This window comes from Paenibacillus sp. FJAT-26967 (assembly GCF_001541095.1).
In the GTDB taxonomy this organism is placed as follows: Bacteria; Bacillota; Bacilli; order Paenibacillales; family NBRC-103111; genus Paenibacillus_F.
In genome coordinates this window covers 2057137-2075033 of sequence record NZ_LMXH01000001.1, presented here as the reverse complement: position 1 = coordinate 2075033, position 17897 = coordinate 2057137, and the positions used below count along the sequence as shown (strand labels likewise).

Sequence of the window (17897 nt, the reverse complement as noted above, 5' to 3'; positions counted from 1 at the left end):
GCGTTATCCTATTTTAATTTCTTTAGCAGTTTATCCGACAAGCTGCTCGATAACGTATCGAGCTGGCCGATAGACAACTGCCCATATGTAAAATCGGTCGGACTTTGCTCTGCTGTTTCCTTGCCGCAGCAGTGCCGGATAAGCTGAACCAGATGCTTCTTATATCCCGCTGTCAGACGCTCCACTGTCGAAGATTCGTATTCACGTCCGTTGTATTCAAATACGAGCCGCAATTTTCCATTCATAATCATCCCGTTAATATCAAAAGTGAGCGTTTTCTCAGCTTGAAGGCTCGTTTCTGCGCCGATACAATCAGATAAATCCGAAGTCCGCCACGGCATATCGGCTCCGGCTTCCTCATCAAACTGTCCCAAATAATTGAAACTGATCTCAGGAGATGGTACCGCAGCGAGGGAAACCAGGCTCCCCGGATCTCTGCCGGACAAATAACGCAATATTCCATAGCCTATGCCCTTGTTAGGCATTCTCCGCAGTTTATCCTTGACCAGCTTAATCTGATAGCCCAGATCATCGGGGCTGCTCACCTCAAGAACGAACGGATACATCGTGGTAAACCAGCCGACGGTGCGGGAAATATCGATATCTTTGATTAATTCCTCTCTGCCGTGGCCTTCCAGTAAAACCGGAATTTCAGAATTGCCGCACCATTCCCGGAAGGCTAACCCCAGGGCTGTCAGCAAGAGATCATTAATTTCCGTTTTGTAGGCATGATGCACATGTTTGAGCAAATTCTCCGTTTCTTCCGCGCTTAGATTCACTTCTGACTTCCGCACATCTTGGATGAGGTTGGTTGAAACTTCGTAGTCTCTCGGCAGCCGGTAGACCGGACGGGATTCCACAGCATTCCAATAGCTGATTTCCTGCCGTGCCTGTGTGCTTTGTCCATAAAGGGAGAGTTGTTCAGCCCATACTTTGTATGAATCTGTCTTGGAGGGCAGCTGAAGCAGCTCGCCGCCGGCCGCTTGACGATAGGCAGTGCCCAGATCTTCCAGCAAGATTCTCCAGGACACGCCGTCCACTACGAGATGGTGAATGATAATCAGCAAATGATCCGCTTGAGCGAGACGGAATAATGCCAGCCGTACGAGAGGTCCTCTTCGCAAATCAAAGCGGCTTTGAAGTTCCTCCGCGATATGGCGCACATCTTCCTCCGCTTGCTCCGAGTGTATGAAATCATAGCTTTCAAGAGTGAAATGCTCACCCTCGCCCACACCTCTGTTGTAAGCCAACGGACCCTCCTTGCTCTCATCAAACGTTACGCGCAAAGCATCATGATGCGTGATCAGCTTTTCCATAGCGCTTTGCAGCCAGTCTTCGTTCCATCTATCTGTACTCTGGAGCATAACAGCCTGATTGAAATGATGCCTGTCCGTCCGGTGATTTTCAAAAAAGTCTTTTTGAATAGGAGTCAGTTCAAGCGTTCCTTGTACGGCTCCTTGCGGAATGACGCGAGTTACTTTTTTAATATAAGGAACGATCAGGTCAATCTGCGGATAACGGAATAAGTCCTTCACTTCCAATTTGAGACCTTTTGCATTTAAACGGATGGCGATTTGCAGCGCTTTAATCGAATCGCCTCCGAGCTCAAAGAAGTTGTTGCGAAGGCCAATCGGCTTAACGCCTATCGTTTCCTCCCAGATCGAAGCAAGAGTTTTCTCCAGTTCGGTTTGGGGAGGCTCATATTCTATTCCTGTCAATACAAAATCACTCGGTTCCGGCAGTGCACGACGATCAATTTTACCGTTATGTGTTAAAGGCAATTGCTCCAGCAGCATAATATGCGACGGTACCATATAACCGGGCAGTTCTCTTTCCAGCTCTGCCTTAAGGTCCGATTTGTCTGCTGTACCTGCCACATACGCGCATAAATACTTCTGCCCTGTTTTGTCCGATCTGTCCGTAACGAGCGCCTGCTTCACACCTTCCTGTCTGAGCAGGACGGACTCTATCTCCCCCGGTTCGATCCGGTATCCGCGGATTTTCACTTGGTAATCGATCCGTCCGATGAAATCGATATGGCCGTCCGGAAGCCAGCGTGCGAGATCGCCCGTACGGTAGAGTCTCTCCCCCTCTGAAAAAGGACTCGGAACAAACTTCTCGGCCGTCAGCTCCGGCCGGTTCAGATAACCGCGTCCCACGGAGGCGCCGCCAATACACAGTTCCCCTGCAACACCGACGGGGACCGGCCGCAAACTTTCATCCACAATATAAAGTTTATGGTTAGGGAGCGCCTTACCGATCGGTACAATACCCGATGCAGGCAGACGTTCTTGGTTTCCATCGTAAAAACTCGATTCAATTGCCGCTTCCGTCACACCATAGGTGTTTAGAATTCGCATTTTATCGCCGAAGCGCGCCAGAATCGTCCGGTAATCTTCTACACCGAAGCTATCCGCCCCCGTCGTCACAAGCTTCATAGCGCTTAAATCCGTCCCTTGCTCATACACATAATTCATAAGAAGGGTCAGCAGCACTGGCGGGACTTCAAATGAAGTAATGGCTTGCTCTTGAAGAAGTCTAGCCAAAGCGGCAGGATCGTTGCGCACATGCTGCGGACAGATAACCAGAGTGCCTCCATTGACAAAGACTTTAGCTAGATCACAAGCAAAAACATCGAACGACATACTGGCAATCTGAAGAAGTTTGACCGGGAAGTCATTAAAGCCTTGCGCGTGTTTGTACCCCAGAGAAGTATTTACATAATGCCGATGTTCAATCATGACCCCTTTGGCATTCCCTGTTGTTCCCGAAGTATAGATAACATAAGCCAAAGCTTCCGGGTCATAGAGAGGGACGTAGGCAGACTGATCCACGCTCAAACTTCCTTCAGACTTCAGCAGCAGCGCGGGAAGATCCACTACTTCGCCCCCGAATCCGCTATCGGTCAGCAGACCAGTCAAGGATGACTGCGTAAGGACGATAGCTGCACCGCTGTCGCGGAGCATATACGCGATACGATCCTTCGGATAGGTCGGATCAATGGGCACGTAAGCGGCGCCCGCTTTCATGATCCCGAGGACAGCCGTGACCATATCCGCTGAACGCTCGATCATGACCGCGATCAGACTTTCACGTTTGGTCCCCAGGCTCTGCAAGGCTTGAGCCAGCCGGTTTGCTCTTTCATTTAGCTGGCGGTAAGTCAGTGTAGTCTCTTCGTAAAGGACGGCCTCCTGATCCGGTATCCGCTCAGCCTGCGCTTCAAATATGCCATGGAATGTCAGATCAGGGAACTCGGCGCAAGCTCCGCTCCAAACATTCGTCAGCTCCGCTTCTTCCTCGGCCGACAGCAGACGAATGTCCCGGAGTGAAATCTCCGGAGAGTGTGCAATCTGGACAAGTACATTCTCCAAATGTCCGGCTAACCTTGTCATCGCCTCATCTTTATATACATTTTCATTGTAGGATAGAATGAAACTCATCCTTTTAGCGTCTTCTACCTCAATGTTGAAAGAATAAGGGATTTCTTCGGTCAACTGGGCATCTTCTATGATGAATCCCAATCTTTCCTCCAAATCAGGACGTCCGATCATATCTTCCAGCGGATAATTTTCAAATACAATAATATGGTCCAGCAGCTGCTGTTTAAGCTCAGACTGAGCTTGAACCTCAGCGAGTGAGCAGTAGTCGTACGCCCGGGATTGAACGGTCGTACGCTGAATTTCGCGCAAGAGACCGGAGAATGACTGCTTGGCATCCAGAGTGATGCGAACGGGAATCGTATTGATGAACAGCCCGATAATCCGCTCTACACCTTCAAGTTCGGGCGGACGTCCGGATACGACGGTACCGAACACGACGTCCTCGCTCTGATTGTAACGTCCGAGCACGATCCCCCATGCAGCCAGGAATAAGCTGCTGAGTGTGGCCCCGTTACGTTCGGCTATCGTGCGCAGCCCAAGAGTCATCTCTTCCGACAACGCTGTTTTCTTCTCTCTGAGCTGATAACCGCCTTCCGATAAATCCGGATTAGCCGTTTGGAGCATCGGCAGTCCTGCGGGCTCATCATAACCTTCTAATGTGGACCTCCAGTATGCTTTTGCAGCCTCTTTATCCTGCTTCTCCAGCCATTTGGCATATCCGGTGTAAGGCGCCGGCGCCGGCAGCAGCACGGGCTTACCGTCTTTAAGCGCTTCGTATGCAGCGAACAACTCATCCATCAGAATTCCCAGGCACCAACCGTCCATAATAATATGGTGGAAACTGAGCAGCAGCGTATAGCCGTTGGTTTGTGTTTGAAGCACTGCCAGACGGACGAGCATATCCTTATTCAGGTCGTAAGAGTGGTTCCGGTCCGCCTCGATGTAATGACGAATCGCCTCGGCTTGCTCCGTCACGCTCAACTTCATCAGATCCTCGTAATGAATGGCTGTCGAGCGTTCCTTGAAAATAATGAGGCGTGAGCGGGAAGCGCTTTTCTGATAAATATTTGAACGAAGCGTTTCATGACGCTGAACCAGCGTCTGAAAACTTCTTTGCAGCGCATCCAAATTTAGCTCTCCCCGGATAGTCATCCGAACTTGTTCACAGTAGGCTTGCGAGTCCGGCTCCATCACCGTATGAAAGAGCATCCCCTCTTGTAGAGGAGTCAAATTGGCCACTTTTTCTATCTCAAGGCTTTTACTCATCGGTTTTCCCCCTCAAGCGAATCTTATAGAATCTCATAAAACTGTTTCATTTCCTCGAACTCGTCCAAATCCAGGTCATCCGCCCCCACATCAGTTGGTGTCAGTTCCTGCCTGTTCTGATTGAGACAATGGCCGATGGTATGCAGCAGATGAGTTTCGAATTGTGTAAGGAGCATGCTGATCGTTTTTTCTTCAAAGGCATGTTTGTCATAGGTTACATTTATGTTCAGCTTTCCATCACTAACACGGCTCTCTACATATAGGGCATAAGGTGACTCACTCTGGCCTTGATTGATAAATTCCAGTTCATTCTGCATTGGGGATGTAGAAAAGGAAAGAGTATCAATAAGCTGCAGCTTACTGAATGAGAAGCCGATTTCCGGTATGCGGGAAAACAGTGAATCAACCGAATCTGAGCTGCTCAAGTATTGGGTTACACCATAAGCCAACCCTCTGTTTGGCACTTGCCGGACCGTTTCTTTCACACGTTTGAGCAGAAGGGATATAGGTTCATCAGACTTGACATTCAACACAACCGGATAAAAGTTCGTAAACTGCCCCACGGTTCTGCTGATATCCAGCCGGCCCATTCCCGTACTATCCCGGCCCTGGTTTTCTAGATGAACTGCAATCCGGTCCATCCCGGACCACTCGGCAAGCGTTTGTCCCAGAGCGGTAAGCAGCACTTCATCAGGCTCTGTATTATAGGCATGGTTAACCCACGTCAGCAGATCTTGTGTTGCTTCCTGCGGTAACTGCAGCCGGAGCTGGTTCGTCTCATGCAGTGATCCCGGGATATCCGTACGTTCATGGTCTTTCGGAACCGTTCCCCATTCGGATAACTCCATCTTCCTCCAATATTCTTGTTCCTTAACCAGTTCTTTGCTGTTCGCATACGTTTCTAGCTGCCGGGCCCAAGTTTGGTAAGCATCTGTTTTATCGGGAAGCACGATCGTTTCGCCGTTCAAGGCTTGACCGTATCCTGCAGCCAAATCATCCAACAGAATGCCCCATGATACTTGATCAGCTGCAAGCGTATCTATAGCAAGGAAAAGCTGATCGCCGCTTTTCAGACGGAAAAGCCCTCCACGAACGCGTGGTCCGCCATGCTGCCTGAGGCTGTTGTGAATACGGAGACACTCCTCTTCTAATAGGCGGTGAACTTCGCTTTCTGTCCCTATAAGGGACAATACGTCCAAAGAGAACAGCTCCCCATCCAGCCCTGTATGAGACTGGACAACCGCACCGTCAACTTGCGACAAGCTGAGTCGAAGAGCGTCGTGATGTTCCATGATTTTCGTTAGCGCAATCCGTAGCGGCTGCTCTTCAAAACCTGATTTCGCTGACAAGAGCACCGCTGTCGCTTCCGGGTGCGTTCCTGTAGAGCACTTCTCCATCAGATAACGTTGAATCGGCGTCAGAAGCACCTCTCCTTCGACGGGCTCTTGCCCGATATGGCGCGCTAAAGAATCCACGTAGCCGCTCAGAATTTCAATAGTCGGATGCTCCATCAGCCGGCGGATATCGAGCGAATAACCGTGTAGACGCATCCGGGCCGTGACTTGAACGGCCTTAATGGAATCCCCGCCAAGCAGGAAGAAATTATCGTGAATACCCACCTGTTCCCGGGCGAGAACCTCCTGCCAAACTTGAGCTAGAGCGTTTTCCACATCGTTTCTTGGTGGCGCATAGGCGATGTCCGACTGAAATAGCTCGCTAGGTTCCGGCAGCGCCTTCCTGTCGATTTTTCCATTTATCGAAAGCGGCATGCGCTCCAGCTGCACCATGTAAGCAGGAATCATGTAGCCGGGCAGTTTCGGCTGCAGCGCTTTCCGCAGCTCGGGCAACCCCAGCGGTTCAGCTGCGACCAAGTAAGCGCACAGGTTCTTGGAGCCGTCTTTACTCTCCCAAGCTGTCACTACAGCTTCCTGAATCCCGTCCACGGCCAGCATTTGCGCCTCAATCTCGCCCAGCTCAATCCGGTATCCGCGGATTTTCACCTGATGGTCGATCCTGCCCAAATACTCGATGTTCCCATCTGGCATCCATCTCGCCAAATCCCCCGTTCTGTACATCCGTTCAAAGCCTTCCTCACCGCCCGTAAACGGGTTGGCTGTGAATTTCTCCGCTGTCAGCTCCGGACGGTTCAGGTAACCCCGGGCCACGCCTACACCGCTGATACACAATTCACCCGCTACGCCTAACGGCTGCAGCTGCTCCGTGCCTTCCTTCAAGATGTACAGACGGATGTTCTGAATCGGCTTGCCGATCGGAATCACCGGATATTCTTCTGTCGGCTCGCAATCGAAATACGATACGTCTACCGTCGCTTCCGTCGGGCCATACAGGTTGATCAGCTTCGTTCCGCCAATAGCAGACAGCAGGCGCTGGAACCTGGCCACATGCTGGGGAGGCAGTGCTTCACCGCTGGCAAAGACATGTCTCAGTGTTCCCAGCTTCGTTTGTACGATTTCGGGCGGCAGCTGCTCCAAATATTCCGTGAAAGCATGCAGCATAGCAGGCACAAAATGCATCGTGCTTACCCTGCCACGCTCAATCGCCTCAACAATTTGCTCGGGATTCTTTTCTCCGCCTACCGGCAGCAAACAAACCTTAGATCCGACCATCGACCACCAGAACAACTCCCATACCGATACGTCGAAAGTGAAAGCTGTTTTCTGCAAAATCGTGTCGCGAGCGCTCAAACCGTATCGGTCATGCATCCACATAATCCGGTTAATGACAGACCTGTGCTCCACGACAACGCCCTTGGGTCGGCCGGTGGAACCGGATGTATAGATCACATAGGCAGCATGATTAGGGCCGGAGAGCGGTTCCAGATCAGAGCCGTCTGTATGGTAAACAGATTCTTTCGTTCCGGCAGCATCCGATGGATCGCTAGAAGTATGTATGGCTGCCTCATCGAGCACCAGCACTTTACCGTCAAAGCTTTGACCTGCTTGCTCCGCCAAGTGTGCCTGCGTCAGAAGCAGATTTGCCCCCGAATCCTCCAGTGTGAAGCGGATACGCTCCTGCGGATAATCCGGGTCAATCGGAACGTACGCGCCGCCTGCTTTGAGAATCGCGTAGATGCCTACAATCATCTCCAGGGAACGCTGCAGAAGAATACCGACCGGCTGATCCGGCCCGACTCCTTCCGCACGCAGTGTGCGTGCCAACCGGTTCGACCGCTCATTCAACTCCCGGTAGCTTAAATGCTGATTCTCGAACCACACAGCCGTGTTATCCGGGGTCTTTGCCGCCTGTTTTTCAAATCGCCCGTGAAGCGTCTCTTCTTGAGGAAAAGATGCAGATGTATCGTTAAACCCAGATAACAATAACCGCTTCTCCCCATCGGATATGAATTCGATATCAGCCAGCACCACAAGGGCATCCTGTGCAACCAGCTCAAGAATACGCACATAATGATCCGCAAGCCGCTGTATGGTTTCCCGTGTAAACAGCTTCGTACTATACTCCCAGGTGAAGGAGAGCTGATCTTGTTTCTCTGTGACATGCAAGGAAAAATCAACCTTGGACACACCCGGGTTGAATTCTTCCGGATTGAAAAGGAGCCCTCCTGTCTCCAGTACGTCTGTTCCGACATTTTGCAGACTGAACATCGTATCGAATACAGGATTCCGGCTTAAATCACGTACCAGCTCCAGTTTATCTACCAGTTCGTCGAACGGATATTCCTGATGTTCCAGCGCTAGCAGCGAATTGTATTTGACCTCTTGCAAGAAGGTTAGGAACGTTTGGGAAGCCAGAGGCCGATTGCGCAAAACTAGCGTGTTAACGAACATGCCGATCATCGCTTCGGTATCCACGTGGCATCTTCCCGCAACAGGAGAACCGACAATAATATCTTCCTGGCCTGAATATCTACTCAGCAGAACGTTATAAGCCGCAACGAGTACCATAAAGATCGTCGATTCTGTATCTTCAGCCAGTTTGTATAAGGCAGCGGCAACCTTGGGCTCCAACGGAAATGATATGCTGTCCCCTTCAAAACTCTGCACTTGTGGACGCGGAAAGTCGGAAGGCATATTCAAAGCAGGAAGCTCGCCTTCCAGCAACTGGAGCCAATATGCCTCATGCGACTGCAAAACGGTGCCGGTAAGCTGCTGATTCTGCCAGGTGACAAAATCTTTATAATGAAGCCGGGTTGCGGCAAGCTGTCTGCCTTGGTACCGCTGAATAATCTCATCCTGCAGCACAGCCATTGAAAAACCGTCCGCAACGATGTGATGCATATCTACCAGCAGCATGAAACCGCCTTGTATATATTCAATCAACTCGGCACGAAATAGTGGAGCTTCATCCAAATGAAAAGGCCGTATAAACGAATCGCATACCCGCCCGGTTTCTTCTATGGATATTCGAGTCCATGGGATATCAATCGACAAAGTATCTTTCACTTTTTGCACGACTTCCCCATCTACCAGCTCAAAATATGTCCGGAAGGATTCATGCCGTAAAATAACATCCTTAACAGCTTCGATAAATTTCGCAGCTTGAAGGTCCCCTGTGATATGAAGCTTGCCGGTTACATGATAGGCCGCTCCGCCTCCTAACTGATCGAGCACATACATTCTTTTTTGAGAAGAGGAGACCGGATAATAGGGTCGTTGTTCTACAGATTCAATCGGTTCATAAGGCTGTATAGTTCCTCCGGCAATGTAAGCGGCCAGCTCCGCAATTGATTGCAGATCGAAGATCCGGCTGAGCGGAATTTGTACGCCGAATTCCTTATTTACTCTAGCCAGAATGACGGTCGCTTTTAAGGAATCCCCTCCTAATTGGAAAAACGTATCGTGACGGGTGACATCTGCCGCATCCAGAACATCCTTCCAGATCCATGTAAGCCTCTCTTCTACTCCCTGAACGTTTGAATCCGAATTGTTCCGGGCAAAAAGACCTGCTTTTCGCGGCTCCGGCAAAGCTTGTATGTCCGTTTGGCCATCAGGCAAAGCAGGGATTTGGTCCATTTGAACCCAAAAACGGGGCTGTGTATAGTCCGGGAGTATTGCATTTACAGCCTTCTGCAGTCCAGCTTCTTCCCAAGCATCCGAAGCGTTGTCCACCACATAGGCCGTAATGTAAGAGGAGGTTTCTTCCTCTTGACCCGTCTGAGGCATCATAAAGCAAGTTTCCAAGTCAAGCGTTTGGATCAGGTAATTCTCCAGCTGTTCCAGGTTCACCCGATGTCCGCGAAGAGTGACAGTCCGGTTGACAGCTCCGATATGACGGAGCGCGCCGCCGTTCTCCACGTATGCCAGCTCCCCGGTTGATTTCATAATTCCTGTAGCTGCCGAGACTTGATAAACCTCACCTGCGGTACCGGCCGGGGACAGATGCTTGTATGCATCCAGGACGCACGGATAATTGCCAGTGCTATCCGCATTTGCAGCCCAAACAGTTCTAAGCTCTTCGTATTGTAAATTGTTAAGGAGAGAGAGCTCGGATACGCGAACGTCCTGTTCTTCCACAACTGAATGCAGCAAATGAATAAAATAGCCGGTCCATGCTTCAATGATCTCCGGCTCGAAAAGATCCGTATTATAATCAAAATCAAGACGCAACTCTTTCTGATTTTCTGTCACATTCAAAAACAGTTCATACTTGCTGAACGATACTTCATTCTCCAACAGTTCCACATCCAATTGATGAAACTGAAAACGCGGAATCGGCCGGTCCATATTAAAGACAACGTTAATTACTGGCAGATGCTTTAAACCCAATTGAGCAAGACCTGCGAAATTGTATTTCTGATAGGGGTCTTGTTCATTTATTATTTTTTTGATCGATTCGGCAAATTCGGTAAAAGTATCATCGGGACCCACTTTACCGATCACAGGCAATAAATTGACGCAGCTGCCGATCAAAGAGTAAGCGTTCATCTGGGCTTGCCCTGCCGTAGGAACCCCCACCGTCACTTCCTTCAATCCCGTTAACCGATGTAGAAAAAGCTGGAAGGCAGATAGCAGCGTAACAAATAGACTGCTGCCAAGTCTCATGCTGCAGGATTTCAATTGTTTGACGAGCGGCGCTTCTAGAAGGACGGTATGCCTGCTTCCTCTGGAAGAGGGTATTCGTGTACCACGCACCGGAGAAGGAAGATCAAGGACGGGCAAAGCCTTATTCAACACACCCGCCCAGAAAGCGACGGCCTTATCCCCTGCCTGCAGTTGATCCTGCTGCCAGCGTGCATAATGCCGAAATGGAACCGGCTCGGGTAAAGTGCAGACTTCCGTCCGGAGGAGTGCGGAGTAGATCTGCTCCAGTTCCTGAATGAATATACCGATTGACCATCCGTCCGCAATAAAATGATGGAACGTAAAGACGCTGATATGGTCCTCATCCGATAATTTCATCAAATGTATGCGGAATAACGGTTCCCATGGGGTCATCGGAAAAGGCGTCTCGCTATCCTTAGCCACCCAGCTGCGAACGTGCTTCTCCTGCGCCTCTGCGGGATAGTTAGTGAAATCATGCAGAGGAACTCCTACCTTCATTACCGGGGCGATTATCTGTGTCTCCCCGTCCCCGCTCATGTAAGTACGTAACGCTTCATGACGGAGGACAATGCTATTGACCGCTTGTTTGAAGGTCTCTAGTCGAAGCTGTCCACGAAACCTCAGCAGGACAGTCTCATGCAGAGATTGGGATTCGCTTCGTTCCGACACGGATGCAAACCAAAGTTGCTTCTGATCCGGGGTCAGCGCAAGCACGTTTTCTTGAAAGTCGGCACCAGCCTCTTGCGGCTGCAATTCCGGCACAGCAGCCTTGTCCGGTCCTCCCCCACCTGGTGGCAAGTCCGGAAGAAATCCGCCTCTGCGCAGCTCACTAACGCTTTCCTTGACTGCCCGCACAATACTCGCAATATCTTCCTCCGTATGTGCCGTAGATAAGAAGCAGTTCCGTCCCTCCCAGATATAAATGCCCTTATCCAGCATGTGATAGAAGAACAGCTCCAGGTCTCCCTTGAGCACAAAGCGGAACAGCGAGCCGAAATGCACGATTTTCATAGGAAGTTGTTCACTGGCAAAATATCGATTCAGCTCTTCGGCTAATGCCGCTGTCCTGCTGTTCAGTCTGATTTGCAGCTGCTCCCCGCTTGCCTCCAAATGATCGAGTACGGCCAAAGATGCCGCCATAGCCAGCGGATGATGACAGAACGTACCTGCTACAAAGGTCCGCTGATTCTCGTACTGCGGATACGAATCGTCGCCGAAGTTCCATGTTCCCCCATCTATGCCATTCATAAATGTCGCCTTGCCGGCCACAATGCCAATGGGAAGACCGCCGCCAATCACTTTACCGTAGGTTACCAGGTCGGCTCCAATACCAAACCAAGCTTGTGCACCTCCGGGGTGGGTACGGAAACCTGTGATGACCTCGTCAAAAATAAAAGCCGTACCGGACTTCTCGGTAATTTGACGAATATCTTGTAAGAAGGCTTTGGGCTGAAAATCCGGACGACGGCTTTGAACAGGTTCGACAAGCACAGCAGCCAGCTCATGCGAATGAGTGCGTATGTAGTCCAGCGACTCGTCTGTGCCATAGTTGAGAACGACGATATCATCCACCATGTTCTGCAAAATACCCGGAGCCAGAGGCGTCGAATGCTCCTTATTGTCTCCTGCGCTTCCTAGTGCCAGAACCCCGTCGAAGGTACCATGATAGGAACCTGCAAAAATAACGATTTTGGCCCGTCCGGTAGCTGCACGTGCCAGACGGAGTGCGACCATGATAGCTTCTGTGCCCGAATTGTACAGGGCGATACGTTCTGCGCCGGTCATCCTGCAAATTTTCTCCGCAACTTGACCGGCCATGTTGGACATCGGCCCGACACACATTCCGTTCTTCAGTTCTTCCTCAATCTTCTCACGGATATAGGAGGGATTGTGGCCGAACAGGTTTACACCGAACCCCATCGTTAAATCGATATACTCGTTTCCATCCAAATCCCATATCTTGGAACCGTCGGCGCGCTGAGATACGATCTGATAGACCATTTCCTTAAGAATCGGCCGGAACCCCGCCACATTTCGGTTATTGGCATAAACGGAACGATACTGCTGGGTATATTGTTTTGTGCTTCGTGTACGGGCTGTATAGCGTTCGATCAATTCTTGCAAATGTTTCTCCTGACGAAGGGAGAGCGATTCGCGAGCTTTGACATCCAGTGATTTGTATGGTGTATATGGCCTGACTTCCGTACTCGCCCGTTTCGAACTATCCTGTAAGGAAGGGTTTGCTTCGCCTGTAGAAGCGACCTCCTGCTCCGTTGTGGTGAATATGTTCCCGGATCTTGTCGCTGCAATTGAAGGCGATACAGTTTGGACCGTGCGTAATGAATCGGTTACGGCTGCAGATGCAGATGAATGATAGCGAAGCACTTCAAGCTGCTGGGACATCAGACGAAGCTGCTGTTCCATAATACGTTCTACACCCTCAGATGCCGCAGTACTCCGGAAGCCGGGATCGTGAGAGCCCGTGTGATTACGGTTTATTGAAGAGACGGCCGCAAGTGAGTGAACCTCTGTCTGTCTAAGCGTTTTCTCCGGCTGGCCTCCCGCCATAAATGGATCCGGAGTTTTAGTGAGGCTGGTAATGTTCGCCCGCTCTGCTATGTAGTTCGTCAACAGCTCCAAATTAGTCAGCGATTCGAAAAATTCATTCATCGGAATATCCAGACCGAAAGTATCCTTGATGCTGTGACGAACCTGAGTAAGGTTAATGGAATCGAGACCCAGCTCCATGAAATGCATCTGCGGTTCCAGTTCATCCAAACTAAGCTGGGATACATTGCTGATCATCTTGGATATCTGGTGAAGGACGGAAGATTTATATGTATCGGCAGCCGATTCCGTCAAGCTGTTCTGGCTCACCATATCTGTTGACTCCTTTGCTATAAGGGTATTAAGAACGGATGTACCAAATTCGGGCCCATTCTGTTCGGGTACGTCAATCCAACATCTTTTCCGCTCGAACGGGTAGGTTGGGAGAGAAATTTTCTTGCACTTCATTTCGGCATACAAGGAATTCCAGTCCACCCGGGCTCCTTGGACATACTCAGCTGCTAATTGCTCCAGCGATTGCAGGGAACGCAGTGTGTCCGGGCTTGCGTTTACCGCTTCAGCTTCCCGCGCACCTTCCGCTTTACCGAAGTACACTCCTTCCACGGCCCTGCCTTGCTCGTGAAGCAGAAACAGCTTCTCTTTGAGCGCATCCGTATCCGCGGCCGTTATCGCAATTCGGTGAAGCAGGTGACTTCGTCCCGTGTTAGCTGTATAACAGACGTCATGCAGAGGGAGTTCTTCCGGTCGTCTGAACCGGTCAGCGTATCGTCCGACAAGCTCCTGCAAAGCTGCTTCACTCCGTGCAGACAGCGTCAGCAAGTACGGTAATGAACCGCTGACATCCCCGCAGCCCTCAATCGAAGGAGGGATGTATTCCTCCAGGACCACATGACAGTTGGTCCCGCTGAATCCGAATGAGCTGAGACCGCTTCTTCTCGGAACCCCCTCTGTATTCCATTCACTCAACATGGTATTGCAATAGACAGGAGAGTCTTCATTATGTATTTTTCGATTCAATGTCCGGAAATGAACAAGCGGTGCAATCTGCCGGTGTTTTAACGACAATACGGATTTGATAAGTCCCGCAATCCCTGCAGCTTCATATAAGTGACCGATATTCGTTTTGACTGCGCTGATCGCAACAAACTGTTTGCGCTGAGTAAACTTACGGAAAGCTTTGGTAATCCCGTCGATTTCGACCGGATCTCCCAGCTTCGTCCCCGTTCCATGCGCTTCGATATAGCTTATCGTTTCGGGATCGATACGGGCATCCTTCCACGCTTGTGTGATAACATCCGCCTGTGCCAATGCATTCGGTGCGGAAATGCCAATCGTGCTGCCGTCCTGATTGATCGCACTCCCTTTGATCACAGCCAGAATGTTGTCACCGTCCTGCTGTGCTTTATGCAGCGGTTTGAGCAGAACGGCGCCCACTCCTTCGCCCCAGCCGGTTCCATCAGAATCTTCATCGAATGCGCGTGCCCGGTCGTCTGAAGACTCCATTCCAATACCCGCCTTGATCGGGAGCAGAATGGTTTTCACTCCGCCTGCCAAAGCCATGTCACAATCCCCGTTACGAATAGACTTGCACGCCAGATGCACGGCAACCAGCGACGACGAGCATGCCGTATCAATCGTTAACGCCGGTCCCTTCAAATCAAGCAAATAAGCAATCCGGCTTGATATAACGGACGGCAAATTACCTATCACAAAATTCGGCAGTGCGCCCGGTTCAACTTCCGTTAATAAGCGCTCGTACTCGAAGCTTGTTTTGGAAAACCCGACATACACACCGACCTTTTGACCGGCAAGCTGCTTGCCGCCATATCCCGCATCTTCAATCGTGGTCCAGGCTGTCTGCAAAAATAAACGCTGATTCGGGTCCATCAGCGAAGCTTCCCGCGGAGTTAATTTAAAGAAGGAATAGTCGAACTGATCCACTTCATCAAGATAGCCGCCCTCTGCAAACTGAATATTCCGGCCTTCCAAATTCAGGTGTGAAATGAATGATTCCGCATCTTTCCTTCTTTTATCATTGTAAGGGCGGATATTATCTGCTCCGGAAGACACATTTGTCCAAAACTGCTCCAATGTATCCGCCTGTGGAAACTTGCCGGACATGCCGATAATGGCAATATCTCCGTTTGTTGATTGATCTGCAGATCCAGGCTCTGCCTCTTCCATATCTCTGCGCCCTTGTCTGGAAATATAAGCCGCAAGCTTGGAAATAGTAGGATACGAGAAGAAGTCGGTTACTTCGATTTGCAGATCAAACTGTTCCTCTAACTGATCTGCTATTTGAACGAGCTGCATGGAAGTCACTCCGATATCAAAGTAACTCTCATCCGCCCTGATGGAAGGCTTCTTTAAAATTTGCCGGCATATCCGGATCAGCTTCTGTTCTATATCATCTTGAGATAAGTCGGTGTTCTGAAACTCCCCTTCTGCAGGTGCCGCTTTGGCGAGGGATTCGAGTACCTCCTCAAACTCACCGTCCCTATAACTGCGGGCCAGTTTAAAGCGTTCAACTTTACCGCTGGTCGTTTTGGGGATACGCCGGATCGGAATTACTTCGTGTACACTCCAGCCCCCCCGGTAATTCAAGTGGCTTTTCAGCTTTTGAGCTACAGGAAGAAAGTCATCGATCTTTTTCGTATGCATCACAAAAACGATCATGCGATCCTGCTTGGTGTGTTCATCGTATACACCGCATACCGCTACTTTTCCTAAATCAACTCCGTCGACTTCTTCTGCAATCCTCTCAATATCGTGAGGATACACATTCTGCCCGTTGACGAAAATGATATCCTTGACCCTTCCTGTAATGACTAGACGGCCGCTTCGTATAAACCCTAAATCTCCAGTGATAAGCCATCCATCCGCCGTTTTGGCTTTCGCAGTGGCTTCAGGATTGTTGTAATACCCGGCCGTCACGTTTTTACCCCGAATCTGGGTGTGCCCGATTACGCCATCCTCCAGCACCCGGTTATGCTCATCGCATATACGGACGGAGGTACTTGCCATCGGATATCCCAAATCCGCAAAAGTGAGACAACGCTTGTCGGACTGATCCACCTCTTCGACCGGTTCGCCTATTTGTAATTGCTGACGGTTCAAATGAATCGGGACAAAGTGATCCGCTGTTAATGGAGGTGTAGATACGCCTACACTCGCTTCCGCCAAACCATATACAGGGTACATCACATTTTTTCTTAAGCCGTGAACACTCATTGCATTCACAAACACTTCACAAAGTTCAACGGATATGGGCTCCGCCCCATTTAAAATCATACGTATATTTGATAAATCCCAGTCAGAAGCAGAAGCGGGTTTATATTGATCCAGAAAAAATTTATAACCGAAGTTGGGCGAACAGATTTGTGTGGCCCTATGCTCGGATGCTTTTTTAAGCCATAAAGACGGGCGCCTGATAAAAAGTGCCGTCGGCATAATCAATTGTTTGGCATCCGCAATGAGACACGTTAAATGAAAAGCAATCAGTCCAAGGTCATGCGTGAGAGGCATCCATCCCAGATAAATATCTTCCGGGCTCATTCCGGTTTGATTCGCAATATCCCTAATATTGAAAACCAGGTTCTCGTGGGTCAGCATTACGCCTTTCGGATCACCTGTTGACCCTGATGAAAACTGGATGAACGCCAGATCTTCAGGTTTAGATACATGAAGCATCCCTTTATTCTTACCGGTATAATCAAGTTTCTGACTTGAAATAGTTACCTTTTTAACAAGTTCAAAGGAATCAATCAGGTTATGCTGCTGTGAATATTTGTCCAGCTGCTCCAATACTTTGTCATCGGCAACCATAGAAGGGCGGGACAGTGTGCTCCAAATTCTAAACAGTTTCATTTTGTGCTCATCATTATTCCCGATACTCACAGGAACAGGAACGATTCCCCCGAGCAGACATGCCCAAAACACAGTTAAAAAGGTATGATTGTCGTCAATCTGCATAAGCAGCTCATCACCGGCTTGTATTCCGTTCTCCTGTAACTGATAGAGCACCTTCGACGCATGCTCCAGGAGATTTCCGTAGGATACGTATTCTTCTTGCTTATCACCGGTGATAAAAGTAATTCCGTTACGATCTCGTTGTGCCCGATCTTGAATAATTTCAATTAAGGTCTGAAATTGCTCCAATCTGATCTCTCCTTAATGCCAAGTATGATGACTTACTGTGCATCCTGCGCCCATACAACTTCACAAAAACAGATGACTGTTCAACAGTAAAGTAAGCGTTATCTAATAAGTTTTCCTCACTTTCTTTTAGCGTTTTACATATGAGTCGTCTCATACTAGAAGTTCACGAAACAAATTTTTACATTGTAGATTTTTACAAATATTAAAAAATTTAATATTATAGTTAATTTAATTAACTATAAAGTCGTTGGTTGGTTCTGTCTATACATAAAAATGTCGAATGATGTGACTTTTTACAAAGTTATGGTTAAGCAGTTTTAATAACACAATACTTTACATTGTTTTTAAGATTGTCCCATTATATTCAATTAGAATTAATGTTAACTGCTCATTATTTTAATATAATCTATGATTTTAATTCCTGATCTCCTTTCTGCGTAACTGTCTCGTTTCCTTGAGGGAGAATTTATGTTCTCAAATTTTATAATGCCTCTTAAATCTATAT

At 49.2% G+C, this 17897-nt stretch carries 2 protein-coding genes; both read right to left on the bottom strand.

The genetic code is table 11. The annotated features are described in order from the left end of the window. Positions 1-8: 8 nt before the first annotated feature. Complete coding sequence (locus AR333_RS09155) at positions 9-4646, bottom strand: non-ribosomal peptide synthetase (RefSeq protein WP_068774946.1); 4638 nt, start codon at positions 4644-4646, stop codon at positions 9-11. Positions 4647-4669: 23 nt separating this feature from the next. Then, a complete protein-coding gene (locus AR333_RS09150; protein ID WP_068774945.1) occupies positions 4670-17392 on the bottom strand; it encodes a non-ribosomal peptide synthetase in 12723 nt (4240 codons plus the stop codon). Positions 17393-17897 lie beyond the last annotated feature (505 nt).